This is a genomic window from Mesorhizobium subarcticum (assembly GCF_055456085.1).
In genome coordinates this window covers 1086473-1107396 of the sequence record NZ_CM144237.1, presented here as the reverse complement: position 1 = coordinate 1107396, position 20924 = coordinate 1086473, and the positions used below count along the sequence as shown (strand labels likewise).

Here is a 20924-nt window from a genome sequence, read left to right as displayed (position 1 = left end):
ACCTCACACAACGCCGAAAGCGAGGCTGACGCCGATCGCCGCGCAGGCCGCGCCCGCGACGCGGGCCAGACCACGGAACCTCAAGCCAAGACCAAGCCCGGCGGCGATGCCGACGGCATGGAGGAGCGCCGTGGCGACGGCCAAGCCCGCCATATACTCGAGCCCGCCGGCATTTTCCGGCACTTCGGTGCCATGGGCGTGCCCGTGAAACAGCGCGAACAGGCCGATAATGGCAACACCGGTTGAGACGGGCAAATCGACCGCCAGCGCCACCAGCAGGCCGAGCGCCACGACGGAGGCCAGTATGCCCGGCTCGACGAAAGGCACCGGCACATGGGCCATGCCAAGGGCCGCGCCGCCCAGCATGACGCCGACAAAGGCGGCCGGCCACGCCCAGATCGCCCTGCCTCCCTTCAGTGCCGCCCACAGCCCGACGGCGATCATCACCGTCAAGTGATCAAGGCCGGAGAGCGGGTGCACGAAGCCGGCCATGAAGGACGACGTCGTGCCGATGCCGACATGGGCGTAGGCGGGCATTGCCGCGGCCAGAAACAGGATCGCCGAGAGTGACAGTCGTTTGGCAGGGATCATTTCTATTTGCCTTCCGTTTCCAGTGTCGGGGTGTTCACGCCGCCTTGCGAGGGCCGCAGCCCCCGGCCTTGAGGACGCGCCTGGTCGAAGCCGGATATTTTTCCAGCTTTCCCGCCGGGCGGATCGGCCGGGCCGAAAAATTGCCACCGCAATTGGGGCAAACGCCCTTGAGTACGTGTTCCGCACAATCGGCGCAGAAGGTGCATTCGAAGGTGCAGATCAATGCGTCCGTCGCCGCCGGCGGCAGGTCCTTGTCGCAGCACTCGCAGTTTGGGCGCAGCTCGAGCATTTCCCTCTCCTCACCTGATGGGCTCGTGCACGGTCACCAGTTTGGTGCCGTCAGGGAAGGTGGCTTCCACCTGCACGTCATGGATCATCTCGGCGATGCCTTCCATCACCTGCGCGCGGGTGACGACATGGGCGCCGGCCTCCATTAGTTCGGCGACCGGGCGGCCATCGCGGGCGCCCTCGACGACGAAATCGGTGATCAGCGCGATCGCTTCCGGATGGTTCAGCTTGACGCCGCGCTCCAGCCGCTTGCGCGCCACGATCGCCGCCATGGCGATCAGCAGCTTGTCTTTTTCCCTTGGCGTCAGGTTCATGCGGGTTCCCGAATCACAGTGACCATAATTTGGGCAGCCCCGCCGTTCCATTGAGCAACCCGACAAGCGGAACCAGCCGCTGGCGCAGTTGGTAGCTGTCCTCGGCATAAAGCCTCGCAAGAAGCTTGCCAGATGCCTTCACGCTCCAGGCGCTGGCGTCGCCCTGGTCGCCGACGATCTCCCGGACCGGATCGAGCAAAGCCTCGGCCCGCGTCGACACCAGCAGCAGCGTTGCCACTGCGATTGCGCCGCCGGCAGCCGCCGGGCGGGCGAGGGTTGCGGCGATATCAGGTCCGATTCGGAAATCCTCGGCATGGATGAGAGAACCGCTTTGGCGAACACGCCAGCGGTCGCGAAAACTGCCTTGCGCGGCGCGTTCACCCATGGCCAGGCGGCCGAAGACGGTCGCCTCCAGCACCAGCGCCTCTGCCCCTGCGGCAAGCTCGACATCCAATGTGCGGGCAAAGGCAGCCCGGTCGAAGACGATGGTTTCCTGCGGCAGCCAGGCGATACGGCCGTTTTCGCCGACAGTCAGCTTTATCCGCACTTCGGCATGATCGGATGCGGCGCGATAAACCTTCTCGCAGGCCTGGGTCGTTATAGCAGCCGAGGCATCGGCGCCGATATCCACCTCCCATGCGAGGCGGTCGCCGCCGGTCAGTCCGCCGGCGGTGTTGATCAGAACCGCCTCCAGCGGATCGGCCGAAACGGCCGGCAGCCTTATCTTGGCGGAGCCATCCTGATAGAGGCGCTGCAACCGCGTGCGGCCGTCGGCGCTGGCGCAGCCCAGCTGTGCCAGACCCGCGGCGCGCTGGGCCGGCTGGCCCGAAAACTCGGTATATTCGATCGTATCCACGCCGTCAGGTTAAGCACTGCGGCGGTTTTGTCGATATATAGCTTGTTGCTTGATGGCGTTTCCGTTTCTATAGAGGGAGCCACCTTGGTGCGGTCATGCGATGCTTGGCGGGGGTGTAAGGCGACGGTCGCGGCCTGATATCGAGGACAAGAAGGCGCTGTTCAGTTGGCGTCGGAAACGAAAAGTGGGGAAGAGACGGAATGGCTGACCAACTGGCAACGGATATAATCGAGAAGATCAAGGCTCACGCCGAGCCGGGCGGTGAGGAAATCACCGCGAGCACCGAATTGACGTCGCTGGGCATCCATTCACTGGAATTGACCGAGATCATCTTCGATCTTGAGGAGCAGTACGGCATCGAGATCGAGATGAACACGGTCGATGCCTGGAGCAATCTGAAGAATGTCGGCGACATGGTCGAGGCCGTTCGCGCTTTGATCGCGAAAAAAGCCTGAACTGAATGCTGAAGCGCGTCGTCATCACCGGCATGGGCGGAATTTGCGGGCTCGGAAACAACGCGCCCGCGATCTGGAACGAGATGCGTGCCGGTCGCTCGGCCATTGGCCAGATCAGCAGTCCGCAACTGCATGATCTGAAGGTCAAGGTCGGCGCTGAGATCAAGACGCTGCCCGACCATGGCATCGCCCACAAGCAGACGGTGTCGATGGACCGCTTCAGCCTTCTGGCGGTCATCGCTGCGCGAGAAGCCCTGCAGCAATCCGGCCTGGTTCCCGATGAAACCACCACCTATCGGATGGGCGCCGTCGTTGGCGTCGGCGTCTGCGGCTGGGAAGCGATCGAGGAGAGCTATCGCGCCATTCTGATCGAAGGCAAGAACCGCGCCGGCATCTTTACCGTTCCGAAGGTGATGCCCAGTGCGGCCTCGGGCCAGGTCAGCATGAATCTCGGCCTGCGCGGTCCGGTTTTCGGCGTCACCTCCGCTTGCTCCTCATCCAACCATGCCATTGCTTCGGCCGTCGACCAGATCAGGCTCGGCCGCGCCGACGTCATGGTCGCCGGCGGCACCGATGCGCCGCTTGTCTGGGGTATCCTGAAGGGCTGGGAGGCGTTGCGGGTGCTGGCGCCGGACACATGTCGGCCGTTTTCAGCCGATCGCCAGGGCCTGTCGCTAGGTGAAGGCGCCGGCATGGCGGTGCTGGAAACCTATGAGCACGCAATGGCACGCGGCGCCACCATTCTCGCCGAAGTCGCGGGCGCCGGCCTGTCGGCGGACGCGTCCGACATTGTCGCACCCACGATTGAGGGACCGACGGCAGCCATGCGTGCCTGCCTGGCCGATGCCGGGCTCAATCCCGAGGATGTCGACTATCTCAATGCGCATGGCACCGGCACCAGGGCCAACGACCAGATCGAGACGGCGGCGATCAAGCGCGTCTTCGGCGACCACGCCTATAAACTGTCGGTGTCGTCGACCAAATCGATGCATGCCCACTGCCTTGGCGCATCCGGTGCGCTGGAGATGATCGCTTGCGTCAATGCGATCCGTGAAGGCATCGTGCCGCCGACCGCGAACTATCGCGAGCCCGATCCCGATTGCGATCTCGACGTGACGCCCAACGTCGCGCGTGAGCGCAAGGTGCGCGCCGCAATCAGCAACGGTTTCGCCTTCGGTGGCACCAACGCGGTGCTGGCCTTCAAGGCGGTCTAATACCCGTGGTCACCACGGCCGGGCGGCCACCACCGCCACTCCGGTTCCGTTGACTGTCCGCGCACGGCGAAACCTTTGCCGCCATATTGATCACGCCGGGCCGCGGCCCTAATCCTTGGGAGCCCCGCCAATCCGGCGCTTTTGGGCGCCAGTCCCATTCAGGAGTTTTCCATGGCCGACCTGTCCGCCTTCCCGATCGCAACCCGCTGGCCAGCCAAACATCCGGATCAGATCCAGCTCTATTCGGCGCCGACGCCCAACGGCGTGAAGATCTCCATCGCCCTGGAAGAGATCGGCCTGCCCTACGAGCCGCATTACGTCAACATCGGCAAGGATGAAAGCTGGACGCCGGAATTCCTGTCGCTCAACCCCAATGGCAAGATTCCGGCGATCATCGATCCCAACGGCCCGGACGGCAAGCCGATCGGCCTGTTCGAATCCGGCGCCATCCTGCTCTATCTCGCCGAAAAGACCGGCCTGCTTCTGCCGGCGGATGCGGTGCGGCGCTACGAGACCATCCAGTGGGTGTTCTTCCAGATGGCCGCGGTCGGGCCGATGTTCGGCCAGCTCGGCTTCTTCCACAAATTCGCTGGCCGCGAGATCGCCGACAAGCGCCCGCTGGAGCGTTACCGCGATGAATCGCGGCGGCTGCTCGGTGTGCTCGACGTCAGGCTGAAGGGCCGCAAATGGATCATGGGCAACGACTACACCATCGCCGACATCTCGCTGCTCGGCTGGGTGCGCAACCTGATCGGCTTCTATGAAGCAGGCGAGATCGTCGGCTTCAAGGATTTCGCAAATGTCGGAGCATGGCTTGAGCGCGGCCTTGCACGACCGGCGGTGCAGAAGGGCCTGATCATTCCGGCAAGAACGTAATTTACCTGCAGGACGATTGGTGGCGATGCAGGCCTTTACTACTTCGCCTTGGCCTTCGCCTTCGACCCACCCCTGCCGATTACGGAAGCAGCAAGCGAAACGGCGCCGCGCGCGGTTGCGACCACAGCGCCGGCGGCAATATTCGCCGCCGTGCGGACGGCACCGGGTTTCGCCGGCACCGACTTACGCGAGCTGGCAGCCTTCGCGGCCGGAGCGACTTTTCTAGGGGCCGCCTTGCCAAAAGCGCCCTTGGCGTCCTTCGAGCGTTCCGCAATCGCCGGACCGGCGCCAGCCTTCGCCTGCGTTGCCTTCGCAGGCGTCGTCTTGGCCGGTTTTTTTGCCTTGGTTGCCATCGGAAAATCCCTTACGCCGGACAAATAGGTTCTCCGCCATAACGGCGTGAAACTCTTAAAGTTCCCGTCCAAAAATACCGAAAATTAAGCGTGTTAACCAATGACCAGGTCGGCGGCCCGGCGCCGGCCCAGCACCCGGTCTATGTTGGGCATGTCGTTGGAGGCGATCCAGGCGCGCGCATCCTCGTCGGAACGGCCATGGCCGTGCCAGCGCTCCATCAGCCGGCGTTCGAGTTCATTGCGCGGCACGTCGACGAAGATCGAGAAGTCGAACAAAGGCGCCAGCCGCGACCACGGCTCCTCATCGAGCAGCAGGTAATTGCCTTCGACTAGGATGAACTTGGTCTCGGTGCCGACGATCGCCGCGGCGGCGCGCGACAGTTCCATGCTGCGGTCGAAGACGGGGATCGCGATGTCGGGTTCGCCGGCCCGGATGCGCCTGAGCAGGGTTTCGAAGCCGGCAAAGTCAAAAGTTTCCGGAGCGCCCTTCCTCGCGCGCAGGCCGCGCGCGTTGAGCACGATGTCGTCATAGTGGAAGCCGTCCATCGGCACGACTTCCACCGTCCCTTCGGGCAAAAGGTCATGCAGGCCCGCCGACAGCGTCGACTTTCCCGCCCCCGGTGGCCCCGCGATGGCGACGATGAAGCGCTTGGCCTTGCCGGCGCGCTTGAAGATGCTGGCGGCGAGGTGGGCGATTTCTGACATGGGAACCTCACTTGCCTGAATGATCGGCACGATGCAGCATCTTGGCGGCAGTCGGTGGAAATTTCAAACCCCGCGCTCGCGCAATTCCCGCTCAAGCAGCCGCAGGCTGACCAATGCGCAGGAACGCGCTGTCGAAAGGCACTTGTGATGTCGAGCCATCGGCCGAGAGCCGCATCTGGCCGTCCGCCGTTGTGATCTCACGTGGCGGCGTGCCGCCGGACAGCGCGCCGATGACATGGCGAAACGAGACGCTGCGGCCTTCGCCGAGCGCAAAGGCGGTCGCTACGCCTTCGCGCTTCAGCCAGTTGTCGCCGATCGAGGCGGCATGGCCGACGGCGGCGCGGCCGTCCTCGATGCCAAGCACGCCGAGATGGCGGCCGCTCCACGGCGCGTAGTCGCGCCCGCCATTGCTGAACCACAGCATGGTGATCGGCAACTCGGCCGGGTTCTTCAGCACCAGAACCAGATCATTCTCGGCCTGCCGCGCCAGCGCTGTCCAGCCCGGCCCGCCATGCTCGGCCTCGACCAGCGTGATGAAATCCTCGCGCCGGTCCTCCATGCGGTATTGCGTCAGGTCGAGCGTGCCGCCGCCGGTGGCGGGGAAATGGGTAAGGTCCGTGGACCGCGCCGGATAGGCCAGCATGAAGCGGCCGCGCGCCGGATCCGGCTCCAGCGGCTCGTCCAGCGTCGCGGCGAACCGTTTTGGCGAAAAGGCCATGCTGCCGCCGCCTTTCATTGCCGTCATCGGGTGGTGGGCGACGGAAATCGCGCCGGAGCCGCCGGAAAACACATGTTCCTGGTAGAGGAATGGATGGTCGTCGCGCAGTGAAAAGATCTTGTCGACGCTGGCGCCCATCACCTTGTGGCGCAGCCGGTAGACGGCGCGCCGGCCGCCATCGGTGGCGGCGCTCTCGGTGACATCCCAGGCGCTGTTGGCCGGCCAGCCATGCAGCGGCGCCTCCTCGACATCGCTGCGCGAAAACGGCGCGCACAGGAAATCGCCGGACAGCCGAACCGTGCCTTGCGGTAGGTCTTTAGGCAGCGCCTCGCCTGCATCGACCCAGGGCGCGCGGTGCAGCGGCTTCAGCTGGCGCCCGCCGCTCTCGACAGTCATGTCGGCGATATGGCCGACCGTGAGATCGAGCGAAACCGAAATACCCCTGGCCTTGATCGTGCTGATGGTCATCGCGCTCTCACCGAATCTTGCCGCATGACCCCGAAAATCGGAGTCGATTTTCGGAAAGGATCATGCGCCACTAGCGTTACAGCGTCCTTTGCGCGTCCGAAAGGAGGCGCGGCGCTGTAAAGGCGCAAACAGAACCTGTTTGGCGCGGGTTGCGCAAGCGTGATGTCCGGCATTTCGCATCAGCTTGCGAAGGCTCGACAATCCTTTGTATGACCGCCATTAACCAAATGGACGCATCAATCGCGTTACGTTAGCTTCGCCTTATCTCAGCAACAGCATCGCCAGAACAGACTTGCCCTTGTCCAACCTGCGTCCCTTCCCATTCCTGCACAGACTGTTCGTCGCCCTTGGCCTGTTGCTGATGGTCGCCGGCTGTTCGACCACGACACCACCGGACCAGGTGCTGACTGTTCCCGCGCCGCCGCAGAAATATGCCGCGATCGTCGTCGACGCCAAGACCGGCAAGCAGCTGTTCGAGGTCAATTCGACGGCGCAGCGCTATCCGGCCTCGCTGACCAAGATGATGACGCTCTACCTCCTGTTCGAGGCGATGGATTCGGGCCGCGTCACCAAGGAAACGCAGATTCCTGTCTCCGACCATGCCGCCTCGCAGCCGCCGACCAAGATGCGCTTCCGGCGCGGCGAGAGCATCGACGTCGATTCCGCCATCCGCGCCATCGTCGTCAAATCCGCCAATGACGTTGCCGTGGCGGTCGGCGAGTATCTCGGCGGCTCGGAAGACCAGTTCGCCGCCATGATGACATCCAAGGCGCGCGCGCTCGGCATGACCAGCACCACGTTCCGCAATGCATCCGGCCTGCCCGACGACAGCCAGATGACGACGGCGCGCGACATGGCGGTGCTCGGCATGGCGCTGCACACCCGCTTCCCGCAGCACTTCCACTATTTCTCCGAAAGCGATTTCATGTTCCGCGGCAAGCTCGTGCGCGGCCACAACGACATGCTCGGCCGCGTGCGCGGCGTCGACGGCATCAAGACCGGCTACATCAGGGCCTCCGGCTTCAACATCGTCACCTCCTACAATGCCGACGGCCGCCAGCTGATCGTGGTGGTGATGGGCGCCGACAGTGCCCGCCAGCGCAACGACCATGTCGAAGCCCTGATCCAGCGCAGCCTGTCGCCCACCATGGATGCCACCAAGACCAGGCTGATGTTCGCCGAACAGCAGTAGGTGAGGAGTGGTCCGCACAGCGGACGAAAAGCCAATTGCTTGGCTTTTCGAACGACGAACGCCCTGAGCCTGCGAAGGGCCGTCCCGCCGCCTCGCGCGTCCTGAGGGATCGAGTCCGAAAAACCCGCAGCCGGCTATTGTTATCCTGTTGTCACGCAATCGTTGGGAAGCCATGGCATAGGCTGGCGAAACCGGTGGTAGCTATACCCCGCCACCTCGGCGTATCCTTGAGTAAGCAGCGCCACAGCAGGAGCCAGCACCATGAGCACCGTTCCCAAGGCAGCCGACCAGAAGGCGGCGGACAATGAGAACGACAGCGGCGGCGAATATTTCGAGGCGCCGATCGCGCAGGAGGACCTGCAAGAGGTTTCGGACGAGCATTTCGACACGCCCGAAGTGCCGGATTCCGAACCATCGCTCCCCGGCGCATCGCGGACAAAGCCGAGGAAAAAACCGTCGGCGATCTCAGGCCGCAAATTCCGCAAGCGCGATCTCGTGCGCATCGACACGCTGCGCCCAAGCCTCGCCGACCGCATTCGGTCTGATCATCCGGACCTGCCCAAGGGCGCCCGCGTCAGCCGCGAGGAGCTCGGCCGCTACCGCATGCGCTATATGGAGGAGCTGCTGCAGCAGGAGCACGGCGAATTCTCCGAACTCGACCGCCAGGTGGTGGAATCGATTGCCAGGCAGGACACGATTTCCGAAAACTCGGAGGAGGAGTTCGAGGAGCACCGCACGTTTCCCGACCGCGTCTCCGACAACATGGCGGCCTTCGGCGGCAGCTGGTGGTTCCTGATCTCGTTTGCCAGCGTGCTGCTGGTCTGGATCGCCATCAACCTGTTCGAGGGTTTGAACGGCGCCTTCGATCCCTATCCCTTCATCCTGCTCAACCTCCTGCTCTCCTGCATCGCCGCCATCCAGGCGCCGATCATCATGATGAGCCAGAAGCGCCAGGAGGTGAAAGACCGCCTGCGCTCCTTCAACGAATACCGCGTCAACCTCAAGGCCGAGCTCGAAGTGCGCCATTTGCACGAAAAACTCGACTACCTCATCTCCCGCCAATGGACGCGCCTGGCGGAGATGCAGCAGATGCAGCTCGAGGCCATGCAGGAGCTGGCCGGCGCGAAGAAGACGAAGCGGACGGTGCGTGGGGCGAGGCGACGGACGGTGAAGGGTGAGGCGGGGTAGTAGGGCTTAAGCCACTGCACTATCGCTGATCTCGCGGATTCGGCTGACGAGCCTTGTAACACGGTCTTCGTCGAACACCTGTTCCGGCCCGGTAGGAGCCAAATCGGTAAAGGGCGGTTCATAGAGTAGGCTCGGGTCCATCGTACCTTGGTCTGTCAGGTGCTCGATGATCATGCCGACGAACTCGATCTGCGCTGCGGACGCCGTTCCCGCAGCCAGGAATTCGCCGAAGGCTTCCGAAACAGCTGCACGGTCGAGCCCGACCAATGAACGCACGAAGCGACCGAAGCCATGGCTCGTTTCGCGGGCGCGCTCGATGTCTCCGGCGTCTCCGATGCCGGCATCGAGCAGCATCTTCTCCAGCTCAGCCAGGTCGATGGCGGTCAGTGGCTTGCCCTGCCGTAGCTTGTGCAGGACGAGGTGGTCCTCGTGCTTCCTCAGGAAATGGCGCGCCTTCTGCTTGAACCGGGCGAAGTCCGCCTCGCCGACTTGCGGGAGGTCAACCTCGACCCCCTCGCCAATCTCGTCGGCGAAATCGGAATAGACGACCGCTTTCCGCCCCTTCTCGATATGCTGAACAAGCTCGCGCAGCCTCAGCCGCACCAGTTCCAGCAACGGGACAGTGACACCCTCCCACCAGAGGTCAGTCTGGATTTCCTCGATCAAGGCGGCTTGCTGGGCGATCGCCGGAATACCCGTTTGACCCTCCAATGCCGACGCAATCTCAAGCAGCTGTTTCTTGGACGTAGCGAAGCGTTTGGAGCCTTTCAGCAGGGCGAGCTGAAGCGAGAACATCAACAGATCGAACCGCTTCGCTTCTTCCGTGCCGAATTGCTTCGCTGACGGCAAAGGCGCCACCTCATCGACAAGCTCCTTGCGCTTGTCTTCGTCGATCGCAATCCAGGCTTCCAACTTCTGGTATTTCTCCACCGCGCGACGATGTTGACGTACGAGAAAGTTGTCCGGGTTCAGCCCAGCCACGGTATCGCGGAGAACGCCCACAGCATCGGTCCGGATATCCTCCTCCGAAGGAATACCCGCAGCAGCGTCCGGCACTTTGAAAGGTTTCGCTTCTTCGGCGAGGTCGTCGGGTTTTCCCGTCCTTTCGTCGAGCGCGCGCACCAGATCGAGCCTCGCCGCAAACAGCCGTTCCGACAGCGACTTTGCGGTGCTTGCTTCTTTCAATTCAGGGTTGGCGCCGAAGAATTCGAGATTCTGGCAATAATCGAAGACGCGAAAAAAGTCCTTGTCCTGCCCAGGTCCGAACAGGTCCGGACACAGTCGAGTGCCGCGACCCATCATTTGCCAGAACTTCGTCTTCGACCGCACCTGCTTGAAAAAGACGAGGTTGACCACCTCCGGCACGTCGATACCCGTGTCGAGCATGTCGACCGAGATCGCGATGTGGGGCGCCTTCGTCTTTTTCGAAAAATCGTCGATCAACGTCTGCGCGTAAGATCCGCTCTCATAGGTAATAACCCTTGCAAAATGGCCTGCAAGGTTTGGATAGGCCGCGTTGAACCGCGCCTCGATGAACATCGCATGTGCCTGGTTCTTGGCGAAGATGATCGTCTTGCCTAACCGATCACCACCCTCGACCTTGATGCCGTTGGTCATCAGGTCAGCGATAACGAGGTCGACTGTGTCGGCATTGAAGAGTCGTTTGTTGACCTCAGCGGCATCGACGCTGTCGGGAATCTCTTCCTCTCCCCACTCCAGGATGTCCCACCGGTCTTTCTCCTCGTCGCTCAGATCGTCGTAGCGCAGGCCGGAACGCACGATTTTTAGCGGCACGGAAATCGCCTTGGGTGGAACCAGATGGCCGTCTGCCACCGCCTCGTCGAGCGAATAGGCATCGGTGGGGACGCCGTCCTCGAGATCGAAAAGCGAATAGGTGTTGTGGTCGATCTCGTCCTTGGGCGTCGCCGTGAGCCCGACGAGGAAAGAGTCGAAATATTCGAAGATAGCCCGATAACGCTGGTAGACCGAGCGATGCGCCTCATCGATCACGATCAGGTCGAAATGGCCCGGTCCGAACTTGCGCTTCTCATCAGCCTTGCCATCGATCAGGTTCATCATCGTCGGGTAGGTGGACAGAAAAACGCGGCCCTCGCTGGTCCGTTCGGTAACAAGATTGACCGGGGCAGAGTCCGGCAGATGCGCCTTGAAGGCGCCAGCCGCCTGGTTGACCAGCGCGACACGGTCGGCAAGGAACAGCACGCGCTTCACCCAGCCGGCGCGCATCAACAAATCGACCAACGCGATGACCGTGCGTGTCTTGCCGGAACCGGTCGCCATGACCAGCAGCGCCTTGCGCTCGCCGTCGTCCTCGAAACTCTTGGCAATGGCGCGAATGGCGCGCTGCTGATAGGGCCGCTTGTGGCCAGCGATCTTGGTATCGATGCGGGTCTCGACGAGCTTCTTCCGGCTGGTGCGGCGCTGGACCAACAGCTCTAACTCGTCGCGCTTGTAGAAGCCGCCAACCTGGCGCGGCGGATACCGTAGATCGTCCCAGATCCAATGCTCATAACCGTTCGAGTAGAAAATCACCGGCCGCTGGCCGTAGCGCGCCTCTAATCGGTCGGCATAGAGTTTTGCCTGCTGCTGGCCCTGGCGTGCATCCTTGCGTGTGCGCTTGGCCTCGACCAAGCCCAACGGCTTGCCGTCGGCGCCCCACAGCACATAATCGACGAAGCCTACGCCCTGCTCGTTCGGCATGCCTTCGACGCGGAATTCGATGTCTTCCGGCTTGTCGAGCGCCCAACCGGCTTCGCGCAACAGCAGGTCGATGTAGCGATCGCGAGTCTCAGCCTCGTTGTAGTCATGTGTAGACGGGGTCGCCTCGGCGGCATGCCGGGCCGCCGACACTTCGGCGCGCAGACGCTGCAATTCGGCATCGAGATTCTGCCTATCGGAAAGCAGCTTGGTAAGCTCGCCGTTCTTGGCGTCGAGCTCGGCTTGCTGCGCCTTCAGATGCGCGAAGGCTTTCTTCAGGGTCTCGTCACGGCGCGCCAGCACAGAGGGGTCGAAGGCGAGGCCGTCCGCTGGCTTTGACTTGCGCCCATAAGTACGCGACAGCCAGAAGCAGACGTGGAACAATTCCTTGACCGCGCCGGCGGCATCGCTTGGCCGGATGGTCTTTTCTTCATGCACGGCGCGATTGCGCAGCGTGTTGATGAACTTTGCCTTGGCGAACACAGCCTCGCCGGCCGCGCGGCGAAAGCTCGGTTCATGCAGAAGTGCGGCGCGTCGCGTTACGGCACGAAACTTTGCCCGTTGAAGCCCGCGCCGGCTTCCGCTAAGAAGCCGTGACTTGCCGGTTCACCGGCTGGTTCGTTTTCCGGCCCGCCGGGAAGCACCCGTAGCTCAGCTGGATAGAGCGCTGCCCTCCGAAGGCAGAGGTCACAGGTTCGAATCCTGTCGGGTGCGCCAGACCTTACGCCACAACCACAATACGCAGGCGCCCCCCTACGTCGAAGGCAACCTCGGCTCCTCCACCAAATAAAACCTATCCTTCGGCGAAAAGTCCGTCACCAGAAACGAAAACGACGCGCTCTCTCGCGGGTCGACCTTGCCTTTGCTGAACAGCAGCCGGTCATAGGGTTCGAAGTCGCGTTTGAATTCGGCGAAGCTGTCGGACTTGATCATGTCGTCCTCGCGCTGCGCCTGGTCGAAGGACAGGCCGTCGCCATAGTCGCTCGGCCGGTTCATGATCGCCTGCAGCTCGAAGCCGAATTCGATCCAGGCGTCGCCGCTGTTGTTGCGGGTGACGATTTTCAGCGGCAGGAAGCCGGTCGCGTAGTTGCCCGCCGACCCGAAGGGCTGGATCGGCCTGATGGCGCGGATGGTCAGCGTCACCGGGTCGGCGGTGTCCAGTTCCTCGGTCACCACGATCGGGTCGGCGCGAGTCCCAGCGCCCGTGGCCGAAAGGATCCTGAAGCCGCCGAGTTCGTCAGAGAACGAGTAGGCGCCGGTCTCGAAGATCCCGCCGGCTTGCGCGCGCGGGCAGCTTGCGGCCAGCAAAGCCGCGACTACCTGCACACAGCGCAAGCCTGGACGCGTCATCGCCCGATTATGGACGACAATTGCCCGACCGCATACTGGCCGGCTGCCGCGCGCAAACCCTCACGACAGCCTGGCCGATCGTTTCCCGGCGTCTGGTCGGCCATCCATCATTGCCAATGACCCACACGCTCTCTATTTCGCTCCCATCGATCTTGATGAGGCCCCATTCGGCCTCGTCGACAACAGAACAGGGCCTGCGACGTCGGCTCCGTCGGAGTATGTTCCCGTGTCCATCTCAGCCACCGCAGCGTCCGCAAACGCCGTTCCCGCCAATCCGCGTTCGCGCGTCATCCTGGCGAGCCTGATCGGCACCACCATCGAATTCTACGATTTCTATGTCTACGCCACGGCCGCCGTGCTGGTGTTCCCGCATCTGTTCTTCCCGGCGGGCAATGAGACGACAGCGCTTCTCGCCTCCTTTGCCGTGTTCGGCGCGGCGATGATCGCGCGGCCGCTGGGCGCCATCTTTTTTGGCCATCTGGGCGACAGGCGCGGCCGCAAGATCACGCTGGTCGGCGCGCTGCTCACCATGGGTGTCGCAACGTTCCTGATCGGCCTCTTGCCCACCTATCCGGTGGCCGGCTGGTTTGCGCCGGCGCTGCTGGTCCTGCTGCGGCTAGCGCAGGGCTTCGCGCTTGGCGGCGAATGGAGTGGTGCGGCCCTGGTCGCCACGGAGAACGCGCCCAAGGGCAAGCGCGCGATCTATGGCACGTTTCCACAGCTTGGCGCGCCGATCGGGTTCATCATCGCCAATGGGCTGTTCCTGATCATCGCCGCCGCATTGCCGTCCGACGATCCGTCGCGGCCTTCGCTCGCCTTCCTGGCGTGGGGGTGGCGCATCCCGTTCCTGTTTTCGGTCGTCATGGTCGTCATCGGCCTGTGGGTGCGCCTCAGCCTTGTGGAAAGCGCTGCCTTCGAGAACACGGTCCGCAAGGGCGAGGTCAAGAAGGTGCCGCTGGCGGCCGCGGTGAAGACGCACTGGCGGCAGCTGATCCTCGGCACATTCTACATGCTGGCCACCTACGTGCTGTTCTACCTGATGACGACGTTCTCGCTGAGCTATGGCCGGGCGGCACCCACGGGCGCGGTTCCGGGCCTCGGCTACGACTACACGACCTTCGTGCTGATGATGATCATCGGCGTGGTGTTCTTCGGCATCTTCACCCTGGTTTCCGGCCCGTGGGCGGAGCGTTGGGGACGGCGCAAGACGCTGATCGCGATCACGCTCGGCATCATCGTCTTCGGCTTGCTCTGGGTTCCCATGCTGGCGGCCGGCACCGTCGGTGTCATGGCCTGGCTCATCATCGGCTTCACCCTCATGGGCATGACCTTCGGGCCGATGGGCGCCCTGCTGCCGGAACTGTTCCCGGCCAGCGTCCGCTACACGGGCTCGGGCATCTCCTACAATGTGTCCTCGATCCTTGGCGCCGCCGTCGCGCCGTTCATAGCGGTGGCGCTGTGGCGCATAGGCGGCGGCAGCCCGTTCTGGGTCGGCGTCTATCTCTCGGCGATGGCCGGGCTGACGCTGATCGCCCTGCTGATCGGGCAGGAGACCAGGGATGTCGACATCGATAAATAGCTCTGCCTTGGGGGGGGCGTGCTGACCGCGCGTTCAGCATCGCGGCCAGCCGGTAACGCTCACCGCTTGCGCACGAACTCCGTGCGAAGGACGAGGCCCTTGATCGCCTCATGCCGGCAATCGATTTCATCCGGATTGTCGGTGAGCCGGATCGACTTGATCAGGGTTCCCTGCTTCAGCGTCTGACCGGCGCCCTTCACCTTGAGGTCCTTGATCAGGATCACCGAATCCCCGTCGGCAAGAACATTGCCGGCGGCATCGCGTGGCACAATGCGCCCCGCCTCGGCGGAGGCAGCGATCTCCGAGGCCGGACGCCATTCACCGGTGGCCTCATCGTAAATGTAGTCTTCGTTTTCGTCCGCCATGATCGCCCCTGTCGCTCGAGTCCGACCCTATGCGGCGGTCTGGCGCGAGCCATCTATAGCAGGCGCGGCCTATTCTCAACCGCGACTCCCGGGTCCATGCCGGCAACCGCGGACCGCAGGGGTGCGCCGATGAGCACGCCGGGATCGACGGTCAGCCTTCTCAACCCGTCACGCTGCCTTCACCGCCCGCACGCTCTCCCGTTCCACCAGCGGGCACTCCAGCTTGGTGATGGGATAACGCCCCCGTCCGGGCGGCGAGGGCGCCTCGAGCTGTTCGATCGCCCATTGGCCCATCGCCATATGCGGCAGGATCGAGGTGGTCAGCGGCGGAAACAGATGCCGGGCGATTTCCTCGTCGTCGTAGCCGACCACGGAAATGTCCTGCGGGATGTGCAGGCCGGCCTCCTTCAGCGCCTCGTAGCAGCCGATTGCCGTGCGGTCGTTCTGGCAGAAGATGGCCGTCGGGCGGTCTTTCAGCGCCAACAGCTTCACCGTCGCGGCATAGCCGGCGCTGGCCGACCAGTCACCCTCGACCACGAGCTCCCCATCGAACGGGATGTCGGCGGTGGCAAGCGCGCGGCGGTAGCCCTTCAGCCGGTCCTGTGCCGCCTGCATCCACGGCTCGCCGGTGATGGTGGCGATGCGGCGATGGCCGTGGCTGATCAGATGCCGGGTCGAGCTCTGGCCGCCGGCGATCTCTGAAGGCACCACGGCGGGGAAGGCATAGTCCGCCGTATAGCAGTTAAGCAGGATCACCGGGATGTCGAGGCTGTAGAGGAAGTCGGGCGCCGTGATCTCGCGGGTGAAGATGGTCATGTAGATCAGCGCCGAAATGCCCCGTCTGGTCAGCGCCTGGATGGCGCGTGGCTCCATCACGGCGTCGCCCATGGTCTGCGCCACCAGCAGCACGTTGCCGGCATTCCACGAAGCCTGGCGCGCGCCCTCGATGGCGACCACCGCCTCCGGACTGGTGGCGAGCTGGTCGACGGCAAAGCCGATCACCCCGTCAAGTCCATCAAAGGCCGGACCTTCGAAAGCTGCCCCCTCGAAGGCAGCGACGGGCTTCTGCAGCGCCGAGAAGGCGGGCGCGCTGTAGCCCAGCGCACGGGCGGCCTCGATCACCCGTTCGCGGGTCTGCCGCGACAGCTTTATCCCTGGCGAATTGTTGAGCACGAAGGATACGGTCGCTTGCGAACAGCCGGCGGCCCTGGCGATGTCGGTCATGGTGACCCGCCCCTTGGGCTTCGCCGGCGCCTTGCGGCGCTTCGCGGTCTCGATGGTTTCGCTCATTGCGTTGGTGTCCCCAATACCCGGTCCTGTCTAGCGGCAGCCTGCCGGGTCAACAAGATGGCGCGGCGGCGCCGATTTATAGAAAGCACTGGTCAGTTTATATCTATTAGCAGCGTCGAGGTCCATTGCTCATGCGCTCGGGATATCAGGAAATGCAAGGGTTACCAAGCCGAAGATGCCATGCGGCCAAGGCCTGGGGTCGTCGGCACACCGGCTGCGAGGCCGCAATGCCGTGCCCGGATACGGGTTGGGAACTAATACTGTTTACTAATACAAAAATGCGCTGTAACGTCAATCCGTCGCGTCCGGGTCGTTGGATCCGGGAGTGCTCGTGAATGGTCTGACGGCGAGCGGGTATTGCCTCCGCTAACCTTGTAGCAGATATGTGATATGTCAGACAAATCGGACTATTTACGAAACAGGGATGAGTCTCTAAAGTCCGTGATCGTGGCTGGAACGACGCCATTCTTTCAGTGCCGGGAACCCTTGGGGAGGAGGGGCGTCCAAGCTGCAAACGGCAAATTCAGGTGAGCAAGAAATTCTAGTGAGCCAGAAATTCTAGTGAGCAAGACCGGTCAGCCGAACGGCTGGACCAAAACGGGAGGTTGAACATGAAATCCTTGATACGCAATGCATCCGTAGCCACCGCAGCGCTGCTGCTGGGCCTCACGGCGACGGCAATCGCGCGCGCCGACGACAAGCCGACGCTGGCCTTCGTCGTCAACGGCGCTTCCGATTTCTGGAAAGCGGCCGAAGCCGGCGTCAAGAAGGCGCAAGGCGAACTGCCTGACTACACGCTTGAGCTCAAATATCCCGAGCAGTCCTCGGTCGCCATCCAGCAGCGCCTGATGGACGATCTGGTGACGGCCGGCGTCAAGGGCATCATGGTCTCGGCCGTCGATCCCAAGACCTCGACCGATGGCCTGAACAAGATCGCCTCGCAAACGGCGCTGTTCACCACCGACAGCGATGCCCCGCAGACCAAGCGTGTCGCCTATATCGGCTCGTCCAACGTCGATGCCGGCAAGCAGGCGGCCGACATCGCCAAGAAGGCGATGCCCAATGGCGGCAAGTGCCTCGGCTTCGTCGGCCTGCTCGGCGCCGACAATGCCAAGGAGCGCATCCAGGGCTTCAAGGATGGTCTCGCCGGCACCAAGATCACGCTCGACGACGTGCGTGGCGACGACATCGACCAGGCCCGCGCCAAGAAGAACGTCGAGGACGCGCTGGTCGCCAGCCCCGACGTGACCTGCATGGTCGGCTTCTATTCCTACAACACGCCGCGCATCTATGAAGCGCTGCGCGATGCCGGCAAGCTCGGCTCGATCACGGTCGTCGGCTTCGATGACGATCCGATCACGCTGGGCGGCGTCAAGGAAGGCACCATTGCCGCAACCGTCGTGCAGCAGCCCTTCGAATGGGCCTATCAGGGCATGAAGCTGATGGCCGCCTATCTCAAGGGCGACAAGTCGGGCATTCCGGCCAATGCGCTGATCATCATCCCGACCAAGATCATCGGCAAGGATGACGTCGACGCCTATGCCGCAAATCTGAAGGCGATGTCTGGAAACTAAGACAACAGGCAGTTCAGCCGGCTCAACGTCGCTTGAGCCGGCTGTTCGCATTGACGAAGCCTGCTGGGACCGTCAGTCTGCGGATGTGGTCACAAGCATGATCCCGAAAAGTGGGAACCGGTTTTCGGACAAGATCATGCTCAGAAATTGTCCCGCCAATCGCTGTCAGGCATGATGAATTATTCCGACACATCCATCGCCACCACCACCCCGTTCCTCAGTCTTGAGAACGTGCGCAAGACCTATCCGGGCGTCGTCGCGCTCGATGGTTTTTCCATGGACGTCAGGCCGGGCGAGGTGATCGGCCTCGTCGGCGAGAACGGTGCCGGCAAATCGACCCTGATGAAGATCCTCGGCGGTGTCACCACGCCGGACACCGGCACGATCACGGTTGACGGCACCGCCCACAAGGGGCTGAGCGTCGAAGGCAGCCTCGGATCCGGCATCGCCTTCGTCCACCAGGAACTCAATCTGTTCGAAAATCTCGATGTCGCCGCCAACATTTTCTTCGGCCGCGAACCGCTGCGTGCCGGGCCGCTCAAGCTTGTCGACCGCGCGAAGCTGCGGGAAATGGTGGCGCCGCTGCTGAAGCGTGTCGGTGCCAATTTCACCGCCGACGCGCAGGTTGCCGACCTGTCGCTCGCCCAGCAGCAGATGGTCGAGATCGCCAAGGCGCTGTCGATCAAGGCAAGGCTGGTCATCCTCGACGAACCGACATCGAGCCTGCCGCTCGCGGAAACCGACAAATTGCTCGACGTCATCAAGGCGCTGAAGGCCGACGGCATCAGCGTCATCTTCATCTCGCACCGCCTGCACGAGATCGAGCGCGTCGCCGACCGCGTCGTCGTGCTGCGCGACGGCATGCTGGCCGGCACGCTGCAAAAGCGCGATATCAACCACGACCAGATGGTCAAGCTGATGATCGGCCGCATGCTGAAGGAGCGCGAAAAGGCCTCCGAGGCCGCCCGTGCCCCCGGCGCCGTCGCCCTCGCCGCCAAGGCCATTCGCACGCCAGCCTATCCCAGCCGGCCGGTCTCCCTCGACATCAGGCGCGGCGAAATCCTCGGCCTTGCCGGCCTGGTCGGCTCCGGCCGCACCGAGCTGGCGCGCGTCTTCTTCGGCATCGACGGCAGCCTTGGCGGCACGCTCGAGCTCGATGGCAAGACGCTTGCACTCGGCTCGGCGGCCGATGCCGTTGCGCATGGCATTTTCTTGGTGCCGGAAGACCGCAAGCTGACCGGCATCCTGCTCGACCTCTCGATCGCGCAGAACATTTCGCTGCCCAATCTTCCGGCGCACGCCAAGCGTTCTCTGGTGTCGGCAAACGCGGAGACCGCCACCGCCGAGACGCAGAAGAAAAATCTCGGCATCAAGGCGCCTTCGGTACAGACGCGTACCGGCACGCTGTCGGGCGGCAACCAGCAGAAGGTCGTGCTCGGCAAATGGCTGGCCATGAACCCCAAGGTCATGATCCTCGACGAGCCGACGCGCGGCATCGACATCGGCGCCAAGGCCGAAATCTATGGGCTGATGCGGGCGCTCGCTGACGCCGGCGTCGCCGCGCTGATGATCTCCAGCGACATGGAGGAGGTCATCGGTGTGTCCGACCGCATCGCCGTCATGCATGAGGGCCAGATCTCGGGCATTCTCGACAAGGACCAGTTCAGCCAGGAAAACGTGCTGCTGCTGGCAGTGGGCAAGCAGCCGAAATAATTTTGCGCGAGAGGTCGCAAGACCACGCAACCTGCTCAGGCAGGGACTGGGGAGAAGACGATGACCAAGAAAGATCTCGGCCTGCTGATCCTGATCCTGGTGGTAGGCGCAATCGTCGCCATCATCAATCCGCGCTTCCTGTTACCGATCAATCTCGCCAACACCTCGAACCTGATCGGCCTGTTTGGCATCCTGTCGATCGGCCAGGCCTTCGTCATCATCACCGGTGGCATCGAACTGTCGGTCGGCTCGGTGGTCGCGCTGCTTGGAACGCTGTTCATCGACTTCATCGCCACGCGCGGATTGGGATGGCCGGTCGCCTTCGTGCTCATCCTGATACTCGGCGCCATCATCGGGCTGACGCATGGCTGGCTGATCACACGGCTCAAGCTGCAGCCGTTTGTCGTCACTTTGTGCGGTCTTCTGATCTATCGCGGCGTCGCTCGCTTCTACACCGCCGACGGTACCGCGGGCTTTGCTTTCGGCCAGAATTTTCCGGAGCTGGAATTTCTCACCGCCGGCCGCTCATATGGCGTGCCCAACAGCTTCATCGCGCTGATCGTCATCGCCATCATCATGTGGGTGGTGCTGCACCGTTCGGTGTTCGGCCGCTATCTCTATGCCATTGGCAAGAATGAGGAGGCGGCGAAATATTCGGGCATCCGCACCGGCCGTATCGTCATGGCAGCTTACGTCATCTGCGGCGTGCTGACGGCGCTGTCGGCAATCTATTTCGCCATGTACACGCGCTCGATCTCGCCGGCCAGCCACGGCCAGTTCTACGAGCTTTACGCCATCGCCGCCGCCGTGCTCGGCGGCTTCTCGCTGCGTGGCGGCGAGGGCTCGCTGATCGGCGTCGTGCTGGGCACCGTGCTGCTGCAGGAGTTGCAGAATCTCGTCAACCTGCTCGGCATTCCGTCCTCCCTCAACTTCGCAGTGATGGGCGGCGTCATCCTGATCGGCGTGCTGGTCGACCAGCAATGGGGTGCGTTCCGGGCGCGGCGCCTGATGATCGATGCGGCCCGCAAAAACGTCGTCGATGCGGCGGCGGAATAACGTCACGCCGCGTCGCAATTGCTTGTCGGTCTCTTGAGAATATTATAATAGCATAACCCGAATT

Annotated in this window: 20 protein-coding genes and 1 tRNA gene; 10 read left to right on the top strand and 11 right to left on the bottom strand. The window is 63.0% G+C overall.

Annotation, left to right across the window (positions count from 1 at the left end):
* Positions 1-3: 3 nt before the first annotated feature.
* The 4 genes from ACZYHG_RS05120 to ACZYHG_RS05105 are packed head-to-tail and all read right to left on the bottom strand — an operon-like array spanning position 4 to position 2049.
* Entirely contained in the window at positions 4-591 is a 588-nt protein-coding gene (locus ACZYHG_RS05120; protein WP_464612829.1) for a HupE/UreJ family protein, read from the bottom strand.
* Positions 592-625: 34 nt separating this feature from the next.
* A complete protein-coding gene (locus ACZYHG_RS05115; RefSeq protein WP_464612828.1) occupies positions 626-880 on the bottom strand; it encodes a DUF1272 domain-containing protein in 255 nt (84 codons plus the stop codon).
* Between the two features lie 10 nt (positions 881-890).
* Positions 891-1193, bottom strand: coding sequence for an urease subunit gamma (locus ACZYHG_RS05110; RefSeq protein WP_023693076.1), 303 nt, complete (start codon positions 1191-1193; stop codon positions 891-893).
* Between the two features lie 13 nt (positions 1194-1206).
* A complete protein-coding gene (locus ACZYHG_RS05105; RefSeq protein WP_464612827.1) occupies positions 1207-2049 on the bottom strand; it encodes an urease accessory protein UreD in 843 nt (280 codons plus the stop codon).
* 200 nt (positions 2050-2249) lie between these two features.
* Here ACZYHG_RS05105 and ACZYHG_RS05100 point away from each other — a divergent pair, with 200 nt between their 5' ends.
* The 3 genes from ACZYHG_RS05100 (at position 2250) to ACZYHG_RS05090 (ending at position 4594) form a co-directional block, all read left to right on the top strand.
* Positions 2250-2504 (top strand): acyl carrier protein, encoded by a 255-nt coding sequence (locus ACZYHG_RS05100; protein WP_027032443.1) that lies wholly within the window; start codon positions 2250-2252, stop codon positions 2502-2504.
* Positions 2505-2509: 5 nt separating this feature from the next.
* Positions 2510-3718, top strand: coding sequence for a beta-ketoacyl-[acyl-carrier-protein] synthase family protein (locus tag ACZYHG_RS05095; RefSeq protein WP_464612826.1), 1209 nt, complete (start codon positions 2510-2512; stop codon positions 3716-3718).
* Positions 3719-3889: 171 nt separating this feature from the next.
* Entirely contained in the window at positions 3890-4594 is a 705-nt protein-coding gene (locus ACZYHG_RS05090; RefSeq protein WP_464612825.1) for a glutathione S-transferase family protein, read from the top strand.
* A 38-nt stretch (positions 4595-4632) separates the two neighbouring features.
* On the opposite strand, the gene ACZYHG_RS05085 is transcribed toward ACZYHG_RS05090, so the two are convergent.
* The 3 genes from ACZYHG_RS05085 to ACZYHG_RS05075 form a co-directional block, all read right to left on the bottom strand.
* Positions 4633-4947, bottom strand: a complete 315-nt coding sequence (locus ACZYHG_RS05085; protein ID WP_464612824.1) for a hypothetical protein — start codon at positions 4945-4947, stop codon at positions 4633-4635.
* Between the two features lie 93 nt (positions 4948-5040).
* A complete protein-coding gene (locus ACZYHG_RS05080) occupies positions 5041-5652 on the bottom strand; it encodes a nucleoside triphosphate hydrolase (RefSeq protein ID WP_464612823.1) in 612 nt (203 codons plus the stop codon).
* 91 nt (positions 5653-5743) lie between these two features.
* Positions 5744-6838: a hypothetical protein gene (locus ACZYHG_RS05075; RefSeq protein ID WP_464612822.1), complete on the bottom strand. Its 1095-nt coding sequence runs from the start codon at positions 6836-6838 to the stop codon at positions 5744-5746.
* 298 nt (positions 6839-7136) lie between these two features.
* On the opposite strand from ACZYHG_RS05075, the gene ACZYHG_RS05070 reads away from it, so the two are divergent.
* Together ACZYHG_RS05070 and ACZYHG_RS05065 are read left to right on the top strand one after the other, a co-directional pair.
* Positions 7137-8030, top strand: coding sequence for a D-alanyl-D-alanine carboxypeptidase family protein (locus tag ACZYHG_RS05070; RefSeq protein WP_464612821.1), 894 nt, complete (start codon positions 7137-7139; stop codon positions 8028-8030).
* A gap of 261 nt (positions 8031-8291) precedes the next feature.
* Positions 8292-9218 (top strand): DUF1003 domain-containing protein, encoded by a 927-nt coding sequence (locus ACZYHG_RS05065; protein WP_464612820.1) that lies wholly within the window; start codon positions 8292-8294, stop codon positions 9216-9218.
* 6 nt (positions 9219-9224) lie between these two features.
* On the opposite strand, the gene ACZYHG_RS05060 is transcribed toward ACZYHG_RS05065, so the two are convergent.
* Positions 9225-12416, bottom strand: coding sequence for a type I restriction endonuclease subunit R (locus tag ACZYHG_RS05060; protein ID WP_464612819.1), 3192 nt, complete (start codon positions 12414-12416; stop codon positions 9225-9227).
* Between the two features lie 157 nt (positions 12417-12573).
* Between ACZYHG_RS05060 and ACZYHG_RS05055 the strand changes: the two genes are divergently transcribed.
* A tRNA-Arg gene (locus tag ACZYHG_RS05055) sits at positions 12574-12650 on the top strand.
* A 36-nt stretch (positions 12651-12686) separates the two neighbouring features.
* On the opposite strand, the gene ACZYHG_RS05050 is transcribed toward ACZYHG_RS05055, so the two are convergent.
* The gene (locus ACZYHG_RS05050; RefSeq protein WP_464612818.1) at positions 12687-13283 is read right to left on the bottom strand and encodes a hypothetical protein; all 597 of its coding nucleotides are present in this window, start codon (positions 13281-13283) and stop codon (positions 12687-12689) included.
* A gap of 232 nt (positions 13284-13515) precedes the next feature.
* Between ACZYHG_RS05050 and ACZYHG_RS05045 the strand changes: the two genes are divergently transcribed.
* Positions 13516-14862, top strand: coding sequence for an MFS transporter (locus tag ACZYHG_RS05045; protein ID WP_464614622.1), 1347 nt, complete (start codon positions 13516-13518; stop codon positions 14860-14862).
* Positions 14863-14921: 59 nt separating this feature from the next.
* On the opposite strand, the gene ACZYHG_RS05040 is transcribed toward ACZYHG_RS05045, so the two are convergent.
* The gene (locus ACZYHG_RS05040) at positions 14922-15227 is read right to left on the bottom strand and encodes an alkylphosphonate utilization protein (protein ID WP_464612817.1); all 306 of its coding nucleotides are present in this window, start codon (positions 15225-15227) and stop codon (positions 14922-14924) included.
* A gap of 168 nt (positions 15228-15395) precedes the next feature.
* A complete protein-coding gene (locus tag ACZYHG_RS05035) occupies positions 15396-16517 on the bottom strand; it encodes a LacI family DNA-binding transcriptional regulator (protein ID WP_464612816.1) in 1122 nt (373 codons plus the stop codon).
* A gap of 611 nt (positions 16518-17128) precedes the next feature.
* Here ACZYHG_RS05035 and ACZYHG_RS05030 point away from each other — a divergent pair.
* From ACZYHG_RS05030 to ACZYHG_RS05020, 3 genes are all read left to right on the top strand, one after another.
* Positions 17129-18091 carry a sugar-binding protein gene (locus tag ACZYHG_RS05030; RefSeq protein WP_464612815.1) on the top strand — a complete coding sequence of 321 codons (963 nt, stop codon included), beginning with the start codon at positions 17129-17131 and terminating at the stop codon, positions 18089-18091.
* Between the two features lie 174 nt (positions 18092-18265).
* A complete protein-coding gene (locus ACZYHG_RS05025; RefSeq protein WP_464614621.1) occupies positions 18266-19804 on the top strand; it encodes a sugar ABC transporter ATP-binding protein in 1539 nt (512 codons plus the stop codon).
* Positions 19805-19864: 60 nt separating this feature from the next.
* Positions 19865-20860: an ABC transporter permease gene (locus tag ACZYHG_RS05020; RefSeq protein WP_464612814.1), complete on the top strand. Its 996-nt coding sequence runs from the start codon at positions 19865-19867 to the stop codon at positions 20858-20860.
* Positions 20861-20924 lie beyond the last annotated feature (64 nt).